Origin of the sequence: Bartonella florencae, from assembly GCF_000312525.1 — a bacterium.
GTDB lineage: Bacteria > Pseudomonadota > Alphaproteobacteria > Rhizobiales > Rhizobiaceae > Bartonella > Bartonella florencae.
The window spans coordinates 1-25,584 of sequence record NZ_HE997455.1; the positions used below are offsets into that span (position 1 = coordinate 1).

Sequence of the window (25,584 nt, forward strand, 5' to 3'; positions counted from 1 at the left end):
CAGAAGCATTATTGGGCACTATAAGGTGGTTGAATGAGATGATATGGGGCTTTTTTGTTTTCTGCCATGTTATGAAAATATCACGCACTTTGAAAATATTTTCTTTTTTAAAAAAAACATGTTACCGATCCTTGTGATCAATGAATTTCTTTTTTCTGTATCAAAAAATTTAAATAGAGACTGTAGGGTGTAGAATGTTTTGTTCAAGCTTTTTTAAAAACCGTGAAATCTATGGGCCACTTTGTGTTGGTTTTGACCCTAGTCATAAAGTTTTGCAATCATGGAGTTTGAGCCCTGATTATAAAGGCTTAAAGGATTTTTGTGATATCCTCTTAACAGCGGTGGTAGGGCATGTGGGGGTTATAAAACCACAGGTCGCGTTTTTTGAATTGTATGGTGTGGAGGGGCTGCAAGTTCTCAAAGAGCTTATGGAAAATGCACGGGAACAAGGTTTGTTGGTCATTGCTGATGCAAAAAGGGGAGATATTGGCCCTACTGTTGAAGCTTATGGACAAGCTTGGCTTGGTCCAAAAAGTGCCTTTAGGGCGGATGCCATCACCGCCAATGCTTTTCTTGGTTTTGACGCTCTCGCACCTATGATAAAAATTGCAGAAGCAACAGGAACAGAGGTTTTTGTGGTCGTTCAATCTTCTAATCCTGAGGGCAAGGATATTCGTGCTGCGCGTATTGGTAATCAAACACTCTCTGTTCATTTGGCACAGCGTATTTGTGACTATAATAGCCAATCTTCAAGGAAGAATCGTGCTGTTGGCCCTATCGGTGCGGTTATTGGAGCAACGTTGGGCGATGAGGCAAAAGAAACAATCGAGCAGTTAAAAAACAGCTTGTTTCTTGTGCCGGGTATTGGTGCACAAGGGGGAACGATCACACAACTGACAAACCAGTTTCCTCAGAGTTTGTGGCAAAATATTATTCCTTCTATTTCACGGTCAATTACAGATGCTGGTCCCAATATTGTGGATTTAAAAATGCGCATCAATGATTTTGCCGAGACAGCGAAAAGCACTTTGCTGTCTTGAGAATTCTCGTGGAGGCAATAATTTTTGCAGAGGTAATAAACTGAAAAATCTTTATAAAGAGAGCTTATTTAGGGGGGATCTGCGTTTGGCTAAAATCAATATTTGCTCTTGATCTTTCTTTAAAAACTGTGTGGGGATTTCTCATAATATGTTGGGCGGAGATAAATACGCTAACGGTTTACAGGGAGGGGCTTATGGAGAAGAATGCACAGCTTATGGGAAATGCGCTTAAACAACGCGCTAAGCTGAAAACTGCTTATGGGGGAGAGATGAAGAGTGTTTGAGGCAGCCCATGATTTTTCATCAACAAATAGGAAATCTGTAAATGGAGCTTCTCTTTTGAGATTAGGAGTGCTGAATATTGAAAATGGAAGTGTTCTTTTCGTGGAGATTTTTAAGGAGTGCGGTATTCCTTTATAAAGCAAAAGTTGGTGCATATTGTCTTGATGCATGTTGCAGAGGGCTTAAGGTTGATAAAGTCATTGCAGCATTTGTTTCTATAAGATAAGACGACAGGTTGTTGGTGAATACAAATTGTTGCTAGAGAATCATATGTCATTAAAACAAGAAAAAACTAAAGCGCGTTTACCTCGTGGTTTTGTTGATCGTACAAGTGCGCAATTATATGCAACGGAGACCATGATTGCTCAGATTCGTGAAGTTTATGAACTGTATGGGTTTGAAGCACTGGAAACACCCATTTTTGAATATACGGATGTATTGGGCAAGTTTTTACCTGATGAAGATCGCCCAAATGCTGGGGTTTTTTCGCTCCAAGATGATGATGAGCAATGGATGTCCTTGCGTTATGATCTCACAGCACCTCTTGCACGTTATTTTGCTGAGAATTTTGAAATTTTACCAAAGCCTTATCGCAGTTATCGTCTTGGTTTTGTGTTTCGCAATGAAAAACCAGGACCAGGGCGGTTTCGGCAATTTATGCAGTTTGATGCTGATATTGTTGGTACGCAAACCGTTGCAGCAGACGCTGAAATTTGCATGATGGCAGCGGATAGTTTGGAAAAATTGGGAATTGCACACCATGATTATGTTATTCGCCTTAATAACCGGAAAATTCTGGAAAGTGTTTTGGAGTTGATTGGTTTGGGGGAAAGGGAGCAGACTGAAAAGCGCTTAATGGTTCTGCGCGCAATGGATAAACTTGATAAATTTGGTCCTGATGGGGTGCGCTTGCTGTTGGGGGAGGGGCGTTTGGATGAAAGTGGTGATTTTACAAAAGGAGCACAGCTTAAAGGTAAAGAGATTGAGCGTATTCTTTCTTTGCTCACGATAGAGGCTGAAACGGCAGAGGAAACATTGGAGGCTCTTAGAAAGGTCGTTGATCAGAGTGCTCAAGGGCTTGAAGGCATAAGTGAACTTGAGGAGATGCAGAAAATCTTTGCTGCAAATGGCACTTATGATCGCATTAAAATTGATCCCTCAGTGGTGCGGGGGTTGGAATATTACACCGGACCTGTTTTTGAAGCCGCATTGCTGTTTGATGTTCTCAATGATGAGGGGCAAAAAGTTGTGTTTGGCTCTGTTGGTGGGGGCGGGCGCTATGATGGGTTGGTGGCACGTTTTCGTGGGGAAAATATTCCGGCAACAGGCTTTTCCATTGGTGTTTCACGCTTGATTGCTGCTTTGCAAAATCTTGGAAAATTGCCTGTGAGAGAAAAAACTGGGCCTGTGGTGGTGCTGATGATGGATAAAGAACCAGAAATTGTTGCACGCTATCAAAGCATGGTAATACAGTTGCGCAGTGCTGGAATTCCTGCTGAACTGTATCTGGGGGCAGCAGGCATGAAGGCACAGATGAAATATGCTGATCGAAGACAAGCGCCTTGTGTGGTGATCCAAGGTTCACAAGAGCGCGAGAGCGGAAAAATACAGATCAAAGATTTGATTGAAGGGGCGCGTTTGTCTCACGAAATTAAGGATAACCAAACATGGCGTGAAAGCAGACCCGCGCAAGTGACGGTTGATGAAGCGCAATTGGTTCAAACAGTACAAGATATTTTGGTAGCTCACAAACGGTTATGAGAGACGTCTTATGAAAGTACGTGGCTGGTAAAAGCTTAGAAAGTCCTCATTCAGTTTTTAGGCAGTTTGTTTTAGGCAATTTGCAGGGGCGAGTATTTTGCTCATGGAGGTGGGGTTGGTCCTCTGTTGGGGTTGTGTTATTTTTTTTAGCCTATGTGGCGTAAAAGGTAGATGCTTTTGAAAGCGGCAAATGCATTGTTTCATCCGTTGAGGGGGTGATGAGGGAGTCTTTGTGAGGCAAAATAGGAGAGAAATCTGTGCTCTTTTCCTCGTCACTTTTAGAAAAATCGATGGTCGATAGTTTATAGAAATATTGGCAATTTCACATCTTTAAATTTTCATTTGTTTGTATAAAACTTCTTGCTTGTCTTGAGCGGCTACAGAATTTCATTTTCGCAAAAGAGGAGTGAGATTTGAAGCAATTTATCTCAAAAAATTTTTTTAAGTTGAAAAAAAAGAGTGAAACAACTTAAATCAGACAATTTTTTACAGGAACATATTGGTATCAATTGTAAGCCCATATAATGGTAAGCAACTGAAAATATTTATTTTTTCGTAAAGTCAACGCATCAATGGAGAAATATAATGGTCCAATATGATTTTACTTTGTTATATGAAAGAAATCCTTTTATTCTTGAAAAACCTGAGGATATTGGAAAATCATTTAAGCTTCCTCCGGCAAGTTTTGGATTTTCAGATCTTCCACAAATTTCCTTTTCAGGAGCCCCCGATAGTCGGAATATGATTTTGCGGCTGTCATTTATTGGGTTGAAAAGTTTTTTTGTTCTGTTGTGGCAAGTGGGGAAAATGTCAGATGAGGATGATGTGGATTTATGGTTTGATCAGGTAATATTAGATCGTGATATCCTCAGTGAATTTTTGGCTTGCGACTTTTCAAATGAAGAATCACAATATCTTAATTTTGCAACTTTTAAAGAAGGGATCAAGGAATTAGAAAGCCATAAAATTCTAGCGAAGGGAACAAAAAGACATTGTTATTTCATAAATCCAGATATTTTTGGGCTTCCTGAACGTGATGAAGGTTTTGGGCTTAGTGAAGATGAAGAAATGAATGCAGCCTTTATGAGAGAAAGCTTAAATGAGCGACTGCTTTAGAGCGCATTCTTACAAAACTTTATTTTTTAGAGCAAAAGATCTGAAGAAAATGGAGGGTCACAGGTTATTAAACGGCAGAAAAATTGATCTGTTGATGAGGGGACATTGGGAGAGGGTTCTGGGGGGGGGCAGAGGGTGTTTTGGGCATAGGATAAGCAAGCTGTTTTCTCAGCCACATAGTTTTTGTTTCCAATCAAGGTGGGGGGGGATGTTTTTGGCGTCTATTGAAGAGGGTGAATGTTGGTGAGGGATGCTCCGATGGGCTGTGCTGTGCTTTTTATGTGTTTGTGGTGTCTCTATGCGTGCAAATTTTGAATTTAGCATTCATAAAACGCAAAAAACATAAATTCCTTCATGAGAAGGAATTTATGCTAGAAAGTTTACATTTGATAAACTTATAAGTAGTCTTAAAATTAACTTTTCAAGGCTTTTAATACATTTTGTGGTGAAGAAATTTCATAGGGGTCTGTTGTGCAATTGTCTGAAAAACCTTCTTCTTCGAACCATTGTTCAATCACGCCATCGTTAATAACAGCTGCATAGCGCCATGAACGCATACCAAAACCAATATTGTCTTTTGCAACCAGCATACCCATTTTGCGGGTGAATTCACCTGAACCATCGGGAATTAATTTGACGTTTTTGATATCTTGCGCTTTTCCCCAAGCATTCATAACGAAAGCGTCATTGACGGAAAGGCAATAAATTTCATCAATGCCAAGTTTTTTAAATTTATCATAGAGCTTTTCAAAATCAGGAAGTTGAAAGGTTGAACAGGTAGGGGTAAAAGCTCCAGGAAGAGAAAAAAGAATAACCCGCTTTCCTTTAAAGTACGCATCACTCTCCACCTCTTGCCATCGATAAGGATTATCTCCACTCACCGATTCATCGCGGACACGTGTATGAAAGGTGGTGTTGGGAACGGTTTTTCTCATCATAAGTATGCTCCTGTATTTTTCATGGAAATTATGTCTTTAAATAGCCTTTGTCTTTAAAAGCACATTGAGAAGCGTGTCTTTAAAAATCTTCTTGTTTTGTTTCAGTGTGCAAGTATTTCATTGTTCCGTCAAGTGGAATTAATGGTCGACTTTGTAGGATATTCAGCTTAAAATTCAAAGAGAATAGTATGAAGGCGTTTTTACAATGATCAGAACAGTTTTGACTACGGCTTTTGCTGATCAAAAACCGGGGACGTCTGGTTTGCGCAAAAAAGTGGCAGTTTTTCAGCAACCTCATTATGTTGAAAATTTTATACAATCTCTTTTTAACAGCATTGGCTCTGTTGAAGGGAAGTTGTTCATTGTTGGGGGGGATGGGCGCTATTTCAATCGCACCCTTTTGCAGATCGTGTTGAAAATGGCAGCGGCTCACGGTGTCGCCCGCGTAAAGGTGGGGAGAGGGGGAATTCTTTCTACGCCGGCTGTTTCGCATCTTATTCGTAAAACGCATGCCCATGGTGGTATTATTCTTTCCGCAAGTCATAATCCTGGGGGGAAAGAGGGTGATTGTGGCATCAAATACAATATTGCCAATGGCGGACCTGCTCCCGATTCTTTGTGTGAAGCTCTGTATGCGGCGTCACAGAAACTTTCTTATTATAAAATTTTTGAGGCACCAGATGTTGATTTAGACAGTGAAGGCACAAGTTTTATCAGCTCCATGCGGGTTGATATCATCAATCCTGTTGCTGATTATGTTGCTTTAATGCAAGAGATTTTTGATTTTGACTGTATTGCTAAAGCTGTGGAGAGAGGACTTACTTTGCGCTTTGATGCTATGCATGCGGTAACAGGGCCTTATGCCCATGAAATTTTTGAAAAATCTTTGGGTTTTGCTGAAGGAACCGTGGTCAATGGCGTTCCTTTGCCGGATTTTGCAGGGGGGCATCCAGACCCTAATTTGGTCTATGCCAAGGATCTTTTTAATTTGTTGATGTCCGATCAAGGACCTGATCTTGGAGCGGCCTCTGATGGCGATGGTGATCGTAATCTCATTATTGGTCGTGGGCAATTTGTTACGCCTTCTGATTCCTTGGCGATTATGGTTGCGCATGCCCATCTTATTAAAGGGTATCGCCAAGGCATTGTGGGGGTTGCGCGCTCTATGCCAACGGCACCTGCTGCTGATTTGGTTGCTGAAAAAAAAGGATTGAATTGTTTTGAAACGCCAACGGGGTGGAAATTTTTTGGCTCACTTTTGGATGCGGGGAAAGTGACTTTTTGTGGTGAAGAAAGCTTTGGAACGAGTTCTCACCATGTTCGCGAAAAGGATGGTTTGTGGGCTGTGCTCTTTTGGTTAAATCTTTTGGCGCTCACGGGAAAAACTGTTGCACAAATTGTGCAGCAGCATTGGCAAAACTATGGGCGTTTTTATACCTTACGTTATGATTATGAAGCTGTTGAGAGTGATAAAGCAGAAGCGATGATAGAACGATTGCGCGCGCATTTGCCGCAGGTGGGCACGGAAATTGCTGGGTTGTTGGTGGAAAAAGCAGATGATTTTACCTATCACGATCCCGTTGATCAGAGCGTGAGCAGTCGGCAAGGAATCCGTGTTTTTTTCGAAAATGGCGCACGGCTCGTGGTACGCTTATCGGGGACGGGTACGGTGGGAGCGACGCTGCGGCTTTATTTTGAGCAGTATGAGGCTGATCCGCGCAAACACAATCAAGATCCACAAAAAATGCTCAAACCTTTACAAAAGGCGGCATTGAAATTGTTAAACATAAAACAAGAATTAGGGCGCGAGCATCCCGATATTATTACATGAGAGTGTTGTTTTTTGCGTGGGTATGCTCTGTGGCTTTGTTTTTTGAGAGACTTTTCTTTCTTCAAGCTTATGCACAAAATGGAGGTTAAAAGTTCCTTGCTAAACTCAATAACCGTTTGGGATAAATGTCCTGATGTTCTTCTATGAGGGAACTGTGCTCTGTTGTTTTTTAGGGTATTATGGCTTCTTCTTGGTTGGGATTGTGTTTATTTACTATGATGGAAGGGACTGCCTTCATTTTTATTTTTGAAAGTTTTTTTCTTCAAATTTGCGTATGGATGTGATGTGCAAAATCATATGCTTTTGGGCAAAAGATGAAGCTTTGAATATTTTTGTACTTTGAGAGAAAATTTTATCTCATGCAAGGTTTGTTTCCTGCTGTCTATTGTTGCGTGGGGCTTATTTTAGGGCTTGCGTAGCTTATCATCATCACTTGAGGTTTGTGCTTTGGTTGCGAGAAGCTTGGTTATTTTTATGCTTTATGCATGGGATGTGCAAAATTCTTAATCTTGGCCAAAGTTTTGGGCATGGGTGTTTTTTTAAGGTTGGGGGACGGGTGCTTTTGATGAGGGGAAGAGAGTGCTCTTATTTTTTCTTTTGGCTGTGCAAGCGGAAAGTTAGTGGATATGTGCCAAATTCAAAAGTTGTCTCATAGCAAGGGGGGAGCTTGTAGCAGGGGGGGCGGATTTCTGTAAGAGATGCGCATAAAAAGACAATCGGACCGCAAGCGGTCCGATATTTTTTGTTTTTAAAAAATTTGCATCCTGTTGTTTATTATAGGGTTTATTGGGGATGGAGCATCTTTTTGGGATCAACCAGCCGGTCATAATCTTCTCCAGAAACACCAATTTTGAGTGCTTCAGTGCGCAAGGTGGTGTCATTTTTATGGGCTGCTTTGGCAATTTCAGCAGCTTTTTCATAGCCAATTTCTGGGGCAAGTGCTGTTACCAGCATCAAAGAGCGTTCCATGAGAGAGTGAATATGTACGCGATTGGCACGCAGTCCTTGGACGCAATGGAGATCAAAAGAGCGCATGCAATCCCCAAGAAGGGTAATGGATTGTAATACATTATAGCCAATAACAGGTTTATAAACATTGAGTTCAAAATGCCCCTGACTTGCAGCAAATGTTACACTGGTGTGGTTGCCAAAGACTTGGACTGCAACCATTGTCATGGCTTCACATTGTGTGGGGTTGACCTTGCCTGGCATGATAGAGGAACCTGGTTCATTTTCGGGCAGGCTTAGTTCACCAAGACCAGAGCGTGGGCCTGAACCTAAAAAGCGGATGTCGTTGGCAATTTTAAACAGATCAGCTGCTAGAGCATTGAGACTGCCATGAAAATGGGCAAGGGCTCCATGATGGGCGAGTGCTTCAAATTTATTGCTGGCGGTCTTAAAGGATATTCCTGTAAGGGTGCTGATTGTTTGTGCAAAAGCGACATCGAAACCTTGTGGTGCATTGAGCCCTGTGCCAACGGCTGTGCCCCCTTGGGCAAGGGTTTGAACATCAGTAAGAGCTGTTTCAATGCGCTGCAGGTTGGCTTCCAGCGCGGCGCGATAGCCTGAAAATTCCTGCGCTAAAGTTAAGGGGGTGGCATCTTGGGTATGGGTCCGCCCAATTTTAATGATGTCGGCGAATTCTTCTTCTTTTTTTCTTAAAGTGGTAATAAGGGCTTCAAGAATGGGGAGTAAGTGTTGGCGTGTTTGCAGTGTGGTGGCAATGTGAAGCGCTGTGGGAAAGGAATCGTTGGAGGATTGACTCATATTGACATGGTCGTTGGGATGCACGGGATATTTGCTGCCCAATTTTCCTCCTAAGAGCATGCTGGCATGGTTGGCGATTACTTCATTAACGTTCATATTGCTTTGTGTGCCAGAACCTGTTTGCCAAACAGAGAGGGGGAAATGGGTATCAAATGCACCGGCGAGAACTTCGTCAGCAGCAGTCATGATTGCTTTGCCAATGTTTTGCGGAAGTTTCCCTTTTTCCATATTCACAAGGGCTGCAGCTTTTTTAATAAGACTTAAAGCATAGATGATGGTGAGGGGTTGTTTTTCACCGCCAATATTAAAATTATGCAGTGAACGTTCTGTTTGTGCACCCCAATAACGGTCTTGACGTACCGAGATCGTTCCAAAGCTATCTGTTTCCTGACGTGTTTCAACCATGATAAGAGATCCTTTATGTTCGCAGGTTAATAAAGCTAGATAATGCAAAATAGGAAGGGGAGGCAAGACTTCAAAGTTTTTTAAGGTAAATTATTTTATGGAAGAATCCTTGACATTGAAAAGGGGCTATTTTATATCTTGGGCAGTGTTAGCACTCGTGCTTTGAGAGTGCTAGCGAAAACTTCAAGTTTAATCAATAGTGTTAAGTTTTAAGGATTTAAAACATGGCTAATATACAATTCCGCCCACTTCACGATCGTGTTGTTGTCCGTCGGGTTGAATCTGAAAATAAGACTGCTGGTGGGATTATCATTCCTGATACAGCAAAAGAAAAACCTCAAGAAGGTGAAGTTATTGCTATTGGCAATGGTGCTCTAGATGATAACGGAAAGCGCGTGCCTTTAGAAGTCAAAACAGGTGATCGTATTCTGTTTGGAAAGTGGTCTGGTACTGAAGTCAAGATTAATGGTGAAGACCTCTTAATCATGAAAGAATCTGACATTATGGGAATTTTGGGCTAATTTAGAGCCTCTTAAATTCTTTCTATTTTTATATTATTTTGAGATAACTCCAAGGAGAAATTAGATGGCTGCTAAAGAAGTCAAATTTGGCCGTGAAGCGCGTGAGCGTTTGTTGCGCGGTGTTGATATCCTTGCTAATGCTGTGAAAGTAACGCTTGGTCCTAAAGGACGCAATGTTGTGATTGATAAATCATTTGGTGCACCACGCATCACAAAAGATGGTGTATCCGTTGCAAAGGAAATCGAACTTGAAGATAAGTTTGAAAATATGGGTGCGCAGATGTTGCGCGAAGTTGCTTCTAAAACCAATGATATTGCTGGTGATGGAACAACAACGGCAACGGTTTTGGGACAGGCTATTGTGCAAGAAGGTGTAAAAGCTGTTGCTGCTGGTATGAACCCAATGGATCTTAAACGCGGTATTGATGCTGCTGTTGAAGAAGTGGTGGCAAACCTTTTCAAAAAAGCTAAAAAAATCCAAACTTCAGCAGAAATCGCACAAGTGGGAACAATTTCCGCCAATGGTGCTGCTGAAATCGGTAAAATGATCGCTGATGCTATGGAAAAAGTTGGCAATGAAGGCGTTATTACCGTGGAAGAAGCAAAAACTGCTGAAACGGAATTGGAAGTCGTTGAAGGAATGCAGTTTGATCGTGGCTATCTTTCTCCTTACTTTGTCACCAATGCTGAAAAAATGGTGGCAGATTTAGATGATCCTTACATTCTTATTCACGAAAAGAAATTGTCTAATCTACAATCTTTGCTTCCAGTGCTTGAAGCTGTTGTGCAGTCTGGCAAACCACTTCTCATCATTGCTGAGGATGTGGAAGGTGAAGCTTTGGCAACGCTCGTTGTTAATAAGTTGCGCGGTGGTTTGAAAATTGCTGCAGTGAAGGCACCAGGATTTGGTGATCGTCGTAAAGCAATGCTTGAAGATATCGCAATCTTGACATCGGGTCAGGTGATTTCTGAAGATGTAGGCATTAAGCTTGAAAATGTCACTTTGGATATGCTTGGTCGTGCAAAGAAAGTGAATATTTCTAAAGAAAACACCACCATTATTGATGGTGCTGGACAAAAGAGCGAAATTAGTGCACGCGTAAGTCAAATCAAAGCACAGATCGAAGAAACAACTTCTGATTATGACCGTGAGAAATTGCAAGAAAGACTTGCTAAACTTGCTGGTGGTGTGGCTGTTATCCGTGTTGGTGGCGCGACAGAAGTTGAAGTGAAAGAAAAGAAAGACCGCGTTGATGATGCCTTGAATGCAACACGTGCTGCGGTGGAAGAAGGTATCGTTGCTGGTGGTGGTACCGCGTTGTTGCGTGCGGCAAATGCATTGACCGTTAAAGGAAACAATCCTGACCAAGAGGCTGGTATTAATATTGTTCGTCGTGCTCTTCAAGCACCAGCACGTCAAATTGCTACCAATGCTGGTGAAGAAGCTGCGATTATCGTTGGCAAGGTATTGGAAAATAATGCCGATACATTTGGTTACAACACTGCAACCGGTCAATTTGGTGATTTGATTGCTTTGGGAATTGTTGATCCTGTGAAGGTGGTACGTTCTGCTCTGCAGAATGCTGCTTCCATTGCAAGCCTTCTGATCACAACGGAAGCTATGGTTGCTGAAACTCCAAAGAAAGATACCCCAATGCCTCCAATGCCTGCTGGTGGAATGGGCGGAATGGGCGGAATGGATTTCTAAAGCCCTCTTGATCTCAAGATTAAAAGAAACGGGTCTATAAGGCCCGTTTTTTTATATGTTTGTTTTATAACTAAGTGCATAGGCTGATTTCATTGTTGCTAAGAATTGCCTCTCTGTGAAGGTGGTACGTTCTGCTGTGTGGAATGCTGATCAACACAGTCTGGTGAGGTGCGCGTATGAGGTTACAAGCTTTCATTGGGTTCACAGATTAATTGTAAAATTGCTCTGCGTTTTAGCGTGGTGAGGACTCTAAAATTTTTGAGCAACAGATATTCTTCTCTATTTGAGACGATTTCTTCGTGAGGGTGGGGCGCATATTGTTTTGTGGAGATCTCCGTATAGAAAAAGGCAATGGGAACATTCAAAATATCAGCAATTTCCTTTAATTGTCCCGCCCCGACACGGTTTAAGCCCTTTTCATATTTTTGAATTTGTTGAAAGCTTACCCCTAGAGATTACCCTAAGGCTTTTTGAGACATTTTTAGCATTTTTCGTCTGAAGCGAATTTTTTTGCCAATGGAAATGTCGTTATGAAGATTTCTGGTTTGCATTTTCCCCCCGCCGGTTGCGAGCGCCCTCGCATTGGTATTCCGAGAACTTGAAAGTACTGAAACCTAATCAGCTTTTTTTGCTTTTAGTGCTGGAAAGCACCTAGACATAGCAAAATCTCTCGGAATCCCGAGACATCCACAAAGCGGGATAAATTCATGTTTAGGTTTCGGGCTTTCAAGACCCTATTGATCGCTGCGTATACAACCAAAACACTTTTTCATTCATAAAGTAATTTCAGAGGATTGGCAATAAAAATGAAAACAGCAAAAATGGACATAGCCTTGTTTGAGTTTTGGAAAAGGTTGTGTTTTCAAGTTGTTATATCCGCTCAGCAAAATCATGATCTCAGACCCGCGTTTGTTGAGAGGACTAACAATCCTTGGGCTTTAGTTCAAGGAAACCCCTTTGGGGCGCTTGACGGTGTCTTTGACCTAAAAAACTAAACGGATTGTTTTGTCTCCTCACGCGGCTCCAAAATCATGATGATAAGGGAAAAGCCTTTCATGGTTTATGGCGCTAAAACGGTATCTTAAAAAATCTTTTTCAATGATTGGCAGTTAAATTTTCTTGTACATCTCTTAAGGTTCTCTTATTTCAAGCACCCTTAGAGTGAAGCAATGAAGCATTCCCTTATGCATTCTAAGCAGGAAGGGTGTGTTGGTAAAAATTCTTTAGGATAAGCCGTAAAATGACGACTGTGAATACTCTCAAAGGTTAAGGCCTGTTTATCTAGTTATGTCGTGAAACGCTATCCTGAAAGCGATATGAAGTGCTCGCTTGTCGGGGAGGTAACATTAAAAACAAAGCTGTTTTTCGTAAGACAATAGATTGAGGTAATGGACAATGGAGATCTCTTGCTTTATGACAACTTAAAGAAACGATTTTTCTTGGATAAAAGAGAGAATGTATGACCCAATATCCTCATTGCCCTCATTGCGGTGGTCTTTATACCTATGAAGAGAGGGAAAATTTTGTCTGTCCTGAATGTGCCCATGAGTGGCCACAAAAGAGTGAAGAGTCTTTTGCTGGCGATGCCGTTTATGATGCTAATGGTCAGATTTTGACAAATGGAGATAGCGTGATGGTGGTGAAAGATCTTAAAATCAAAGGCGCTGCATCTGTTCTCAAGAGTGGTACGAAAGTGAAAAATATTCGCCTCGTAGATGGAGATCACAATATTGATTGTAAGATCCTTGGGATTGGTCAGATCGGCTTAAAGTCAGAATTCGTGAAAAAAATTTCGTAGAATGTTGGTAAGGTACTTGTCCTTTGTTAAAGCCTATTTGCCAGAGCTGATATAAAAAGTCGATCTTAAAATTGGTGTAAATTTGCATGCAAAAATTGCTGCAATTCTTAAAAAACGCGGCCTTAAAAGAAAAGAGGCTCCGATGTTTTGTGGTGTTTTTTGATATGCTGAAGCATCATTTCAGTGCCCTTATGCGTTATCGGGTTTAAAATGCTGCTCTCCTCACAATGCTGTTAACAATCTTTGGTATTTGAGATGATCTATGGGGGTTTTATGACAGCGCTATTTTACTTGTTTTCTTAAAGGGTTTTTATTCATACACCAAGTCCGTTTGTGAAAGCTAAACCAATGGTTGATCGCTTCACTCTAGAGAGGGTTTGAAATGAGAGAACCTTACGATATTGGGTATTTTATTCTCTCTAAAATATAAATTATCTTGATAAATTAATGGAGGGGAGGGGCGTCCTTTGTATGACAGGGTTTTTATCAAAAAAACGCGCCTATGGTGTTGTTATATATGACAAAAGTGCGGTGTGACCGCTTGTTGATTTGGTTTTTATGGGAGAGTTTGAAAGTGATATTTTTGTTATTCTGTTTGTTTTATTGTGGCATGGCTTCAACGCCTATAACCTCTGGAATAAAATGGCGTAAAAGATTTTCAATACCATGTTTTAATGTTGCCGTTGAAGAGGGGCATCCAGCGCAAGCACCGCGCATATTGAGGTAAACAATACCGTTTTCAAATCCGCGAAAAGTTATATCTCCACCATCATTGGCAACGGCTGGGCGAATGCGTGTTTCAAGAAGCTCCTTAATGGTTAAGACGATATCAGCATCTTTTTCGTCATAAAATTCTTCATTAAGGGCGTGGGTTTGCGCGTGTGTTGTGGCGTTGGTGGTGATAACCGGATCACCAGAGAGAAAATGTTCCATAATTGTGCCTAAAATGACGGGTTTAAGATGTTGCCATTCACCGTCTTTTTTGCTCACAGTAATGAAATCATAACCCAAAAAAACACCATTAACATTTGGAATATTAAACAGTTTTGCAGCTAAAGGTGAATTTTTAGCAGCTTCTTCACGATCACGAAATTCTAAGACGTTGTCGCGAACAACTACACAACCTGGCAAAAATTTTAGTGTTGCAGGATTGGGGGTCGCTTCAGTTTGGATAAACATACATTCTCCTTTTGCTGTAAAGGATTGGGAAGATTACTCTCTCCAAATAGTGTTTTTAGGAAATCGATTCAATATCTTCATCGGCAAGATTGCTTGGAATGACAGTGACAGGAATGGAAAAAGCTGTCCCTCGATTCCCAATTAGTTGGATAAGGGGCCCTGGCCCTTCTGTGTGTCCACTGGCTGCTAAAACAATAAGAGCTATTTCTTTATCTTCTTCAATGAGTTTGGCAATTTCATCAATTGTTTTGCCTTCACGCATAATAATTTCTGTCTCAAGGGCATGGGTGGTGTGTACATCAGCGGCAATTTCATTCAATACTTTATGGGCAATTTGCGTTGATTCCGTGCGCATCACATTGTTTACACCCAAAAAATGTTGAAATTCTATGTTATCAACAACACAGAGCAATATCAACTTTCTGTTGGTCTTTTTAGCATGGTAGGCAGCAAAAGCAGCGGCACGTCGACATTCTTGTGTTTCATCAATAATAACCAAAATTTTTTTCTTGGGCTTTTGGGGTGGACCATTTTTCTTAGAAACCATGCGTATTTTCCTCCCTTTTTGGGCAAAAATATTTCAAATCAACTTTATTTAAATATCTAAGTAAAGGTAACTTTGAAAGAGTTTTAATAGAATTTTTCATATATCGCAATTTTAGAGAAAAATTGAATAAGGAGCTCTTTAAAAGGGAATCTTATGAAACTATATCCTAAATTAGAATATTAATTTCCTGATTGGGGGGGACAAATAAATGTATTATGACTTAAACAAAGCTCTTTCCTATAATGCACTATGGAACTTTTTGGATGGCAATGGAGGATTAGAAAAAACACTTAGTGCATTGTGTTTTGTTTGTAATGCTTATAAAAAAGAAATGAACAATTCATATACGTACGTCGTACACAAGAAGAAATTCGACGTGTAAAAGATGTAATGTTTGTTACTTTAGAAAATCAAGGTATCCTTAAACCATTTGAATTGAGATGCAAAGGTGAAAATATCCTTTATAATTCAGAAGTTAGCTTAGATGCCTTTCAAGGTGGAGAAGAAACTGGAACAAAAATACCATACAGACGATCACCTCCATTTAAAGCGAAAAATGACATGTTGTGCGGGTATTTAATTCCTCTATCTCTAGCTCATCAATATAAAAATTGCTCTTTCTCTGGGGTTAGAACAATCATTTTTGATGAATATGTTTGTGAACAGGAAAAATATTTAAAAAATGAACCCGAAAGACTCATGAGCTTATGTGAAACTGTTTTTAGACTTCGTGATGTGGGGCGTATAATTTGTTTAGGAAGTAGTATATCTCAATTTAATCCTTATTTCGATTTCTTTGACTTAAGAAATCATCAAATGAATAAATTTACATTCTTTAAAAAGAAATCAATATTAATAGGTCATACTGTAGGTGAATAATTTGTTAAAGAGAAAAAAGTAAACAGGGTCGACCAACTTTTGTGACGATAGAACATATGGCATGTTTTACATTAAAGAATAATGTTGCCAAAGATAACTATTCTTTTGTAAATAAAATGAAATCAATATCCAGAGGACCTTGTTTTAATCTCATCATTCAAAACCAAAAATTAGCTCTCTTTTTAGCATCTGATAAATTGTTCATTAAAAAGTTTAAATAGAAGAATTAATTATCTCTACTATGCTGTAAAATATCGTTGTTTATGGGGATGATATGAAGCATAGCAGAGATAATGATGATCTCTCGTGTGAGGGAGCGCTTGTTATAAGATGAGAAAGATATTTTCTCAAAATACGAATATAATTTGTTTTTTACAGCTCTTTTTATTGCTTCAAGTATTGTGCAAAAATCCAACAATTTCACGGATTTTTTTCATATTCTTTTCTGCTAATGCTCCGGCACGGAGTGCGCCATCGTGTAAAATAGAGTCAATATAAGCGCTTTCTTGATGTAACCGGCGAAGTTCTGCCGTTATGGGGGAAAGCTTATCGACAGCTAGGTCCGCTAAAGCTGTTTTGAAAAGCGAAAATTGTTGTCCTGAAAACTCTAAAAGCGCTTTTTCTTTGCTCACTTGCGCAAAGGTTGCATAAATACCAAGAAGATTGTCTATCTCGGGCCGTCCTTCTAGTTCTGCAACTGTATCAGGAAGAGGGGCGGAGTCCGTTTTTGCTTTGCGTATTTTTTTGGCAATAAGATCAGCATCATCAGTCAAATTAATGCGTGAAAAATCTGAAGGATCTGATTTTGACATTTTCTTTGTACCATCGCGCAATGACATAACGCGCATGGCTGTCTCTCCTATTAGCGCTTCTGGTAGTGGGAAAAAGCCTTGTTTTGTCTCTTCACCCATTTGCATTGAAACAGCAAAATTTAATTCTGTAATCCGGTTGGCATAGTCGTTATTGAATTTTTGTGCAATATCGCGTGTGAGTTCAACATGCTGTTTTTGATCTTCCCCCACAGGAACATGCGTGGCACGGTAGAGTAAAATATCAGCAGCCATTAGACTTGGATAAGCAAAAAGCCCAAGAGACGCTTTTTCACGATCTTTTCCGGCTTTATCTTTAAATTGTGTCATGCGTTGGAGCCAGCCAATGCGAGCAACACAATTGAAAATCCAAGCAAGTTCAGCATGTTGCAAAACCTGAGATTGGTTGAAAATAATGTGTTTTTGAGGGTCAATGCCTGCCGCTAAAAAAGTGGCTGTCACTGCTCTGGTGGATTCCATTAGAGTTCGTGGATCTGGATTCACAGTCAGTGCATGCATATCAACAACGCAATACAAGCAATGATAGGACTTTTGTAGTTCAACCCAATGTTTGATGGCTCCAAGATAATTACCAAGATGTAAGTGACCACTCGGTTGTACGCCGGAAAAGACAAGCGGTGTGAAAGTGTCCATAGAAGCGTTCTTTCTTTTAAGTAAAGTTATTCGTTTTATGTTTTGTGACAAAGCATATTTCTGAAAGCAAGATAAATGTTAGAAGCGTTTTTTTAAATTTTTGAGGGTGAGAAAAAAGGAACGGGTGTCAAGGAAAAAATAGGCACTGAAATAGACCGTGAATATAACAAACATTATTCCACTCAAAGTTCCTGCACGTAAGAGAAATGATGCTTGTGAGGATAACGGAAAAGACAAAAAACTAAGCACATGAAGAAAATAATGAAGCATGAGTGCACTTAAAAGTGTGATAACCATCAGACATACAATGCGTTTTATCAGTTGTGCATCATATTTCCAATAGCCGCGTTTGATAAGCACAAAACAAAGCAACAAGTTGTTAACCCAGCCAGAGGTAATTTCCGCAATAACAATGCCGCGTGCCGAAAGGTAAGGAAATAATGTTAAGGCAAGACTGATATTGATGAAAACACAAATGCCGGTAAAAATCATCGGTGTTTTGGTATCTTCATGGGCAAAGAAATTGGGAATAAAGACCTTAATGAGAACAAAAGCCGGAAGTCCTAATCCATAAAGTTCAAGTAATTGTGCAACATGACGTGTCGATTCAGCGGTAAATTGACCTCGTTCAAAAAGCAAGCTGACAATGGGGGTGGAAAGCAGTAAAAAGGCAACAGATGCAGGCAGCGTTAACAGCAGGGTTAATTCAATAGAACGGTTTTGTAAATCGTGGGTTTCTTTATGCTTTTTACTGCGTAGAGCCCTTGTTAGTTCTGGTAAAAGAACGGTTGCAATGGCAATGGCGATCACCCCTAAAGGCAATTGGTAAAGGCGATCTGCATACATTAAAGAAGAAACAGCACCCGATTGACTAGAGGCAATGTTGGTATTAATGAGCAAATTGATTTGTGTAATGCCCCCCGTGATGGCAGCAGGGAAGGCTAAAGTTAAAAGCTTTCGAACATTGGGACTAAAACGAGGACGACGGAGAAAAATTTTCATGCCACTTTGACGCAAAGCAATTGTGATTAAGGCAAGTTGAAGAATACCTGCTGCTAAGACCCCCCAAGAAAGATTTAAGCCGATATGCCAAGCGTTAAGCTTATAGATCCAAGCATAGGCAAGGACGCTGATTAAGATAAGATTCAGAAAAAGAGGGGCAATGGCTGCAATAAAATAGCGCCGTAAGGCATTGAGCATTCCCCCCATCATGGCGGCGAGCGACATGCATGTTAAATAGGGAAACATAATCGCGGTAAAAAGAATGGTGGCGTTAAATTTTGTGGCGTCCTCTGTAAAACCTGGGGCAATAATTGTTCTCACTAAAAAAGGCATACTGAGTTCCATAGCAAGGCTTAAAAGTAACAGCATTGAAAAAAGGACGCCAAACACTTCTTCTGCAAATCTGCATGCGCTTTCTTGCCCCTCTTCGGTGATTTTTTTTGAAAAAAGAGGAATAAAGGCTGCATTAAAGGCGCCTTCAGCAAAAAAACGACGAAATGTGTTGGGAAAACGAAAAGCTGCATTGAATGCATCGGAAACAGGGCCTGTTCCCAACGCTGCTGCCATTAACATTTCGCGTATAAAGCCAAAAATACGGCTCATCAGGGTTCCAGAAGCAACAGTTGCAAATTTTTTAAACAGGATCATAAAAAATATATCGGTTTGTTATGAAGGATGCGATGAATAAAAGCTCTTTTAGAGCGTGAAATCTGATCAGTGTATTCATACAATTCTATTTTGTGAAGTGTTTTTACGATGTTGTTTATCCTTCTGTCAACAAGAGTGCATTTATATTCTTTAGGCCGTTTTATTTATAAAAAAACAAAGTTTCTTTTTGCTTAATTTAAAAATATATGTAATATATTAAGAAAAAAGATTGCACAAAGAATGGAGAAGCCGATGGGAATTCCTACCGTTGCGGCGCTTTGTTTTTTAATTGCGCGTTTTTGTATTATCTTGTTTGGTATGCCAAATATTCCAGTGTGATTGTCCGGTAACTTTTAAGCACGAAAAAGTCAGATTTAGAAAGCATTTAGAATGGAAAAGGAGTGTCGGTCTGCTGGAGAGTGATGTCAAACGTTGAAAATGAGGCAAAATCTTTTCATATGCACAATATATGTGTCGGCACCTCATGGGATCACATCCCTTTTATAACTATCTCTTTTTTCATATTTTACTTATCCTCTATTATTGTTTCTTAAAGAGCAAGTGACAGGTAGAGGAGGAGTGCAGTGCTCTTGTTTTTTTAAAAAAGCAATATTCAATCTTATGCATGCAGAGCCATTCCTTTTATGCATTTGGCTTTATGGCATTGAACGTTTTGCTGTATCTGTTTTTGATCACGTGCTTGCGTGTATTTTGCGTGATAGAGTGATGTGGGCTTAAATTTTGACGATCATAAAATTGATGCTTATAAAAATGCTGTGATTGAAGAGCTTGTTCTATTCCTTTTGCTTGTGTGACGATTTTTATAATTTTCTTTGCTTTGTTTTCTGATGTACCAATGGTTTTCGCAAGTTCTTGGTAATTGTTTTCCTTTATAGCTTTATGCTCAGTTGCTGAGAGACGGTCATATAAGGCACGTATATAATTCTTTGTCTGTAGACCCAGTCCTGCAGATTTTAAGAGGGTTTCTTGTTGCTGCTCTTGGCAGAGAGAGAGTAAATTTGTTATTTTTTCAGGGGGCATTGCTATCGATTTTTTACAGCGTTCTTGCTCTCTTGTGTGGTGGTGAAGAATCTTTTTTTCTGCTTGCTCTACTGCATCTGTATAATCAGAAATAGCAAGGCACAGAGATGAAATATTTTCTTCAGCATAGACACGTGTGGCACTTTTTATGCCCCATATTTTGAAACCAGCAAGCTGAGAGATAGATGTGGGGAATTCTCTTATCTGCCAAGCAAAATTTTCTCCTGCAGAGCTCTTTTTATGTGTTATGAGAGTGTTTATCGTTGGCATTTTATTTTGCAAAATATGGGGATGCCCATAAACATTTTGAGACAATCTTTCGATCTTTTTTTTGCTTTCTTGAACTTGTGTGTTGTTTTGAATCTTTTCTATGATTTCATCAATCGTCAGAGAGGCTATGGTTTCTGTTGGAATAAGCATTTCTTGTTCTTGAGATGAGGGGGTTGTAAAGCAGAGAGGATCACCAATTTTTAATGTTTTTACTTGCTCTGGTGTGAGATGTTCCTTATTTCCTATGATGAAAGTGCCATTCACATCCATCATGAAGCCATTTGCTCCACTTCCTCTATAAAAGCCCCTATAGATTTCACCTTCTTTAGCACTCATCACAAGACGGTGACTGATATTCTCAAGCCCTATATTTTTCATGTGGTCCATGAATTCTTTTAAAATAAACGTTTTTTGGGGATGTGAGATATCCTCAAAAAGAGACTTCATAGGTTCTGAATCGTCTGATTTCAGTGATGCAATACTGGCAAGCTTCATACGCTCTGTTGTTATAAGAGAAAAGTCTAATTTGTGGCCTGCAATTTGTCCAAGTTTTTCAAAAAATAGCCGTTGTGTGCGTCCATTGCCTTCTCTGAAAGGGTGCGTATAGTTTAGCTGTATCATCAATTCAGCTGCCTGTTCGATGAATTCTTCGCGACTTAAACCTTTTAAATTATTCTTCTGAGTCAGTGTTTGATCTAACTTTTTAAGACCTTCCTGTATCTCTTCTCCCCGTGCAAAAAAAATATTTGCTTTTTGCATTTTGGGCATACAGGCAACAGTGCCATCTGAAAAGGTAAAGGGTTTGTCACGTGTTTTTCCGGCCCATTCAAAGGTATTTTTGAATAAAGTGTGATGAATATATAAGAGATATGCTGATGTTAGATTTTCTGGTGGGGCTTCCTGGCGCAGATTAATGCTTGCTCTTGCTGAATCATGGGCACACTGTATTTGTAATTGGCGATAATTCATTATTCCATATTTATTTTTTAACGTGATCTTACTCGGATAAAGAAAATGATGCGGTGAATTATTTTCTTCTTGAATTGGCAAAGATGACAGCTCTTTTTTGGCCACATGAGGGGCTGTTTTTTCTTGTTGAAGAAGCGTGGTTTGCAGATTTTGCTCTATGGGTGCTGTAAAAGAAAGGCTGTCATTAATTTTCAATGTTCTATGAATTGCTTGAGGGTCTTTTTGCAATTCTTCTCCTGTGAGAGAAGCACAATGGGCTGTATGATTTTCTTTCATGCTTTCTCATTTCAACCTTTTTTGTGGATGTTGCTTTGGCTCTACGGTCCGCCTTTCATGTAAATCTTACAAATTTGATGCAAAAGATGATGCTTTATTCTTGGTAGAGAAGTATGTTTTGGTTATTGTCCTGAAGTCTTCTTGTGTGACTTTATCCAGTAGTTGGATTAAGGGAGAGGGGTGTTTTGTGCCAATATACTGTGACTTTACACAACATTTCTTGGTGCAATCTTTGCGTGAGATGATTGCACCAAAGGATGAGATCAAAATAAAAGCTTTTGAGATTTAGCCGGAAAAAGATATGGTTGTTGACGCTGTAACTTTGCATGGTCGAACGCTTGGTGGGCTTTTTTCTGCTTGTATAGAGGCTTTGGCAGATTCTGAATGCCTTTCTACTGGTGAGCGTTCAGACAATTGCGAAGTTTGCGACAGGTTTTGCTGCTTTTGGGAGTCTTGATCCAGCTCCATAGATTGTTCCTGATGTGTTTTTACAATCTCTTCTCTGGCTTGTTTTACAGCTTTAGTATAATCACCAATGGCAGCACATAGCGAAGGAATAGCGCCTTCAGCATGTTTGCGTGCGCTATTTTTTATGCCAAGAACTTGCTTGCCAGCAAGCGGAGCAAACATTGCCGGTTGCTTTGCAACTTGCCATGCAAGTTCTTCTCCCAGAACAGGAATTTTTTGCACATCTTTAGTGTTAAATTTCAAAATAAATGGGTCATTGTAAACAATATTACACCAATTGTAGACTTCTATTCGAGTACGTTGAACAGCATGATCGCTTTGAACTCTGTCGCTAATCTCCTTATGTGAGAGAGGTGCTTTTGCTTTTGTTGCTGTAAATGACTTTTGCAGACCTTCAGCCATTTGCTGTTTTTGCATTTCTTGTTCTGTGTAAGAAGGAGACAGAACGCTCTCTTGTGTCTGTTGTAATGCAGGCTCTTGTGTGGGAGCTCCTGTGCGTGGTCTGGCACCAAGCTGCTCCCATTCAGCTTGCATAGAGGAGGTTTTAGCAGCTTCTTGATGCCTGTTCTTTGCTGAGTGTTCAGGCAGAGGAGACTTTGTAGGGCTTTGCTGTTTTTGCGTGCTTTTTTCTTGTTCTGTAGACTGGGTATGGTGTTTTTGTTGTGCGTCAGAGGTTTTTACAATGTCTTCTTGTGCGTGTTTTATCGCTTCAGCATAACCTTCAATGGCCGCACCTAGATGGATAAGAGCATTTTCAGCATCTTTGCGTGCTTGATTTTTTATGCCAGAGAAATTGCGACCAGCAAGTTTCCCAAATATATGAGGGTATGTTGTTACTTGCCAAGCAAGCTCTTCTCCCATGGCAGGAGATTTTTGTACTTCTTCAAGTCTATACTGCAAAATACGTGGGTCACCAAAAGTCATTGTGCACCAATAGACGATTTCTGCATGGCAATATTGGACTGTTGTATTGCTTTTAATTCTGCGTAGCATTTCCTTCTGTGAAAGGGTTGCTGTTTCTTGTTCAGCTTTGCGTGGCTTTTGTAGAACTTTAGCCATTTGCTTTAGATCTAGCGAAGGTTTATGGTGTGTTTGTTTTGCAAGATGTCCATGCAAAATACCTTCTTTTGCTTGTTTTACAATCTCGGCATAATTTTCAATGGCAAAACACAGGGCTGAAATATTTTCTTCAGCTTGCTTGCGCGTTTGATTTTTTACACCAAAAACTTTTTTCCCAGCAAGAGGCGCAACAAGTTTAGGACTTGCTGCAACTTGCCATGAAAGACTTTCTCCAAGGACGGGATTTTTTTCAATTTCTTCAAGTTTTTTTTGAAAAATCTCTGGGTTGCCATAGACAGTTTGAGACAAATTCTTGATTTCGTCTTTACAGGTTTGAACTAACGGATTATTTCTAATTTTTGAGATCAGTTCCTCTTTCGAGAGCGATGTGTTTACTTTTGCTGAAACAGCTGTTGTGTATATGGTTTCTTCTTTTTGAGTGATTGCATCCCGCTTTTCTTTATATCTCGTGGAAGCTGATGTTTTTATGGCAATTTCTGCATATATGGGCTCATTTTCCTGTGGTGCTGCATTGTTTTGCGCCCTATCTTTTATTCGCGCTGGTTTTGGTGGGGCAGGGGTATCGTAGAGTGTCTCATTTTTTTGTGTTACTGCGCTGATGTTTAGCTCTTTGTCTCTTGCACGGGGTGGTCTTTGTGGAGCAACCCTTGTTTGTGCTGTTGGGCTTTCTTGTGTGGCTGTAAGGTTTTTTTGTCTGTCTCTTGCACGGGGTGGTCTTTGTGGAGCAACCCTTGTCTGTGCTGTTGGGCTTTCTTGTGAAGCCCTTCTTGCATCAGTGACTTGCTCTGGATGCTTTGGAAGAGGTGATTTTTGATCGCTTTTAGCAATTTTAGAAGTTGCTGGCGTTGCCATAGATTGTTGCTGGCGTTTTTCAAATTCTGCTACTATACTCGCTACAGAAGGGGAAGATTGTCTTTTTTTCATGCAAATTTCCTTTCACGCTATTTCAATATTTGTTTTGAAAACCTTGTTGGTGCACTCTTCACCTTTAGTTTTTTAAAGGATGCTCAATTGAATGATTTCAAAAGGATTCATGCTCTTTGTGCAGATCATGTTTGTTACATTTATATTATGTAATTTTATCAACTTCTTCGGTTAATGATTGGAAGATCTTGTTGAAAATGTTCCTTAAGTTGCATAGCTTTCTTGGTGCAAATCATCTTGCAAAAATTTTACTAAGAAATACACTGAACAGCTAAGACTTATGTTGCTTTAGCTGATAAAAGCTAGCGTTTTTGAACGTGCTGTTTTTCGTGATTGAGAGTCTTGCATTTTTTCGGGGGTATGTTGAGGCGATTTTGCGGTTTCATGATGAAGGGACATTACTGATAAATCTTGCGGGAATCTGGCAGATGCTTCAGGGGGTGTTTGCTGAGCTTGTGAAAGGCTCTCTTTGACTTGTTGTATAGCATTGGCACAATTATCAATGGCACTAATTAAGTGCGAAAGACCTGCTTCAGCATGTTTTCGTGTCTTGTTTTTTAAACCACACACTTTGACACCAGCATAGTGCCCAATAGACTGAGGATAGGCTGCAAGTTGCCATGCGAGTTCTTCTGCCGCAGTTGGATCTGCAAACAGCGCTTCAGTTTGTTGTTGCAAAATATCAGGTTTGCCAAAAACAACACCGCACCAATATTCAATTTGTGTATGATATCTTTTAACTGCTGGATGCTGTCGTGTTCTGTCAACAATTTTATCATTTGTCAGAGAGGTATTTTCGCTTTCAGGATAAGGCGAAGTTTGTAAGATTTTGGCGATTGTCTCCTTGCCTATCCCTTGTTCATAGTATGGAAGTGCTATTTCTGGGATTGTAGTCAAGTCTCCTCTGACTTGTTTTACAGCTTCTACATAACAATCAACAAGGCCACAAAGGGTAGGAAGGGCTTCTTCAGCAGTTTTGCGTGCACTGCTTTTTATGCCAAGTATTTGCTTGCCGGCAAGATTATGAAAACCCTCAGGAATTATTTTTATTCGCAAGGATAAGTCATCTCCTGTAGCAGGATTTTTTTGAATTTCTTCAAATTTTTCTTCTAAAGCATGTGGATTGCCATAAACAATCCCACACATGTGTCTCACATTCTCTTGATATGATGTCACCAATCGGCTGTGTTGCAATAATGCTGTAATTTGTTTTTCAGAAAGAGTTATGGTTGTCCTTAAAGTAGCTGCTGTTGCGCCAAGTCCTTGTTCTTCTCTTGAAAGAGGCTGTTCTTGCTTATCTTCTTTCAGTACAGGGGACAGCCTTTCACCTTGGGGCGCAACGGTGGTGTAGAGGGTTTCTGGATTTTGCTTTTTTTCATCTTCTCGTGTGTTAGGAGAGAATTTTGTGTTTCTTGGAGTGGAGGGAAAAGAAGAGGGATGATTTTTTTTCATGCATGGTTCCTTTCAACATTTTAAGAAAACCTCTTTAGGTGCATTCTCTACCTTTCATTTTTATTAAAGGAAGGTATCAATTTGAATGGACTCCAAAGACTGCGTTATTCATTGCTCCCATAATCGATATTTATGTCTTTTATACAGTTTTTTTGTGAAATTTTATCACTCAGTTAAATAAAATTTTTGAAGTTTCTTTGCTGTTTTTCGTCACATTTC

General features: G+C 40.0%; 17 protein-coding genes and 1 pseudogene. 8 read left to right on the plus strand and 10 right to left on the minus strand.

Going from position 1 to position 25,584, the window contains the following annotated elements:
- Positions 1-194 precede the first annotated feature (194 nt).
- The 3 genes from pyrF (at position 195) to BN202_RS07515 (ending at position 4,199) form a co-directional block, all read left to right on the plus strand.
- The gene (gene pyrF, locus BN202_RS07505) at positions 195-1,040 is read left to right on the plus strand and encodes an orotidine-5'-phosphate decarboxylase (protein ID WP_019220019.1); all 846 of its coding nucleotides are present in this window, start codon (positions 195-197) and stop codon (positions 1,038-1,040) included.
- Positions 1,041-1,592: 552 nt separating this feature from the next.
- Positions 1,593-3,083, plus strand: a complete 1,491-nt coding sequence (hisS, locus tag BN202_RS07510) for a histidine--tRNA ligase (RefSeq protein ID WP_019220022.1) — start codon at positions 1,593-1,595, stop codon at positions 3,081-3,083.
- 585 nt (positions 3,084-3,668) lie between these two features.
- Complete coding sequence (locus BN202_RS07515) at positions 3,669-4,199, plus strand: hypothetical protein (RefSeq protein ID WP_019220023.1); 531 nt, start codon at positions 3,669-3,671, stop codon at positions 4,197-4,199.
- A gap of 413 nt (positions 4,200-4,612) precedes the next feature.
- Here the strand turns inward: BN202_RS07515 and BN202_RS07525 are convergent, their stop codons facing one another.
- Positions 4,613-5,137, minus strand: coding sequence for a peroxiredoxin (locus BN202_RS07525; RefSeq protein WP_019220025.1), 525 nt, complete (start codon positions 5,135-5,137; stop codon positions 4,613-4,615).
- Positions 5,138-5,342: 205 nt separating this feature from the next.
- On the opposite strand from BN202_RS07525, the gene BN202_RS07530 reads away from it, so the two are divergent.
- Positions 5,343-6,968, plus strand: coding sequence for an alpha-D-glucose phosphate-specific phosphoglucomutase (locus BN202_RS07530; protein ID WP_019220026.1), 1,626 nt, complete (start codon positions 5,343-5,345; stop codon positions 6,966-6,968).
- A 783-nt stretch (positions 6,969-7,751) separates the two neighbouring features.
- Here BN202_RS07530 and fumC read toward each other — a convergent pair.
- Positions 7,752-9,140, minus strand: coding sequence for a class II fumarate hydratase (gene fumC, locus BN202_RS07535; RefSeq protein WP_019220030.1), 1,389 nt, complete (start codon positions 9,138-9,140; stop codon positions 7,752-7,754).
- A 224-nt stretch (positions 9,141-9,364) separates the two neighbouring features.
- Here fumC and groES point away from each other — a divergent pair, with 224 nt between their 5' ends.
- Both groES and groL read left to right on the plus strand, forming a co-directional pair.
- On the plus strand, positions 9,365-9,661 hold the full coding sequence (gene groES / locus BN202_RS07540) for a co-chaperone GroES (protein WP_005864441.1): 297 nt from the start codon (positions 9,365-9,367) through the stop codon (positions 9,659-9,661).
- A gap of 64 nt (positions 9,662-9,725) precedes the next feature.
- Positions 9,726-11,369, plus strand: coding sequence for a chaperonin GroEL (gene groL, locus BN202_RS07545; RefSeq protein WP_019220031.1), 1,644 nt, complete (start codon positions 9,726-9,728; stop codon positions 11,367-11,369).
- Positions 11,370-11,551: 182 nt separating this feature from the next.
- Here the strand turns inward: groL and BN202_RS09535 are convergent.
- Positions 11,552-11,920: pseudogene (locus tag BN202_RS09535) on the minus strand (helix-turn-helix domain-containing protein).
- 908 nt (positions 11,921-12,828) lie between these two features.
- Between BN202_RS09535 and BN202_RS07555 the strand changes: the two are divergent.
- The gene (locus BN202_RS07555; protein ID WP_019220033.1) at positions 12,829-13,167 is read left to right on the plus strand and encodes a zinc ribbon domain-containing protein YjdM; all 339 of its coding nucleotides are present in this window, start codon (positions 12,829-12,831) and stop codon (positions 13,165-13,167) included.
- Between the two features lie 600 nt (positions 13,168-13,767).
- On the opposite strand, the gene BN202_RS07560 is transcribed toward BN202_RS07555, so the two are convergent.
- Positions 13,768-14,346, minus strand: a complete 579-nt coding sequence (locus BN202_RS07560) for a NifU family protein (protein WP_019220034.1) — start codon at positions 14,344-14,346, stop codon at positions 13,768-13,770.
- A 55-nt stretch (positions 14,347-14,401) separates the two neighbouring features.
- Positions 14,402-14,893, minus strand: coding sequence for a universal stress protein (locus BN202_RS07565; RefSeq protein ID WP_019220035.1), 492 nt, complete (start codon positions 14,891-14,893; stop codon positions 14,402-14,404).
- 390 nt (positions 14,894-15,283) lie between these two features.
- Here BN202_RS07565 and BN202_RS07570 point away from each other — a divergent pair, with 390 nt between their 5' ends.
- Positions 15,284-15,772, plus strand: coding sequence for a phage DNA encapsidation protein (locus BN202_RS07570; RefSeq protein WP_019220037.1), 489 nt, complete (start codon positions 15,284-15,286; stop codon positions 15,770-15,772).
- Between the two features lie 392 nt (positions 15,773-16,164).
- On the opposite strand, the gene trpS is transcribed toward BN202_RS07570, so the two are convergent.
- The 5 genes from trpS to BN202_RS07605 all read right to left on the minus strand — a co-directional run bounded on the left by trpS (position 16,165) and on the right by BN202_RS07605 (position 25,365).
- On the minus strand, positions 16,165-17,235 hold the full coding sequence (gene trpS, locus BN202_RS07580; protein WP_019220039.1) for a tryptophan--tRNA ligase: 1,071 nt from the start codon (positions 17,233-17,235) through the stop codon (positions 16,165-16,167).
- Positions 17,236-17,313: 78 nt separating this feature from the next.
- Positions 17,314-18,885 (minus strand): murein biosynthesis integral membrane protein MurJ, encoded by a 1,572-nt coding sequence (murJ, locus tag BN202_RS07585; protein WP_019220040.1) that lies wholly within the window; start codon positions 18,883-18,885, stop codon positions 17,314-17,316.
- Between the two features lie 642 nt (positions 18,886-19,527).
- On the minus strand, positions 19,528-21,441 hold the full coding sequence (locus tag BN202_RS07590; protein ID WP_019220041.1) for a BID domain-containing T4SS effector: 1,914 nt from the start codon (positions 21,439-21,441) through the stop codon (positions 19,528-19,530).
- Positions 21,442-21,726: 285 nt separating this feature from the next.
- Positions 21,727-23,913, minus strand: coding sequence for a BID domain-containing T4SS effector (locus tag BN202_RS07600; protein ID WP_019220043.1), 2,187 nt, complete (start codon positions 23,911-23,913; stop codon positions 21,727-21,729).
- A 288-nt stretch (positions 23,914-24,201) separates the two neighbouring features.
- Positions 24,202-25,365, minus strand: a complete 1,164-nt coding sequence (locus BN202_RS07605; RefSeq protein ID WP_019220045.1) for a BID domain-containing T4SS effector — start codon at positions 25,363-25,365, stop codon at positions 24,202-24,204.
- Positions 25,366-25,584 lie beyond the last annotated feature (219 nt).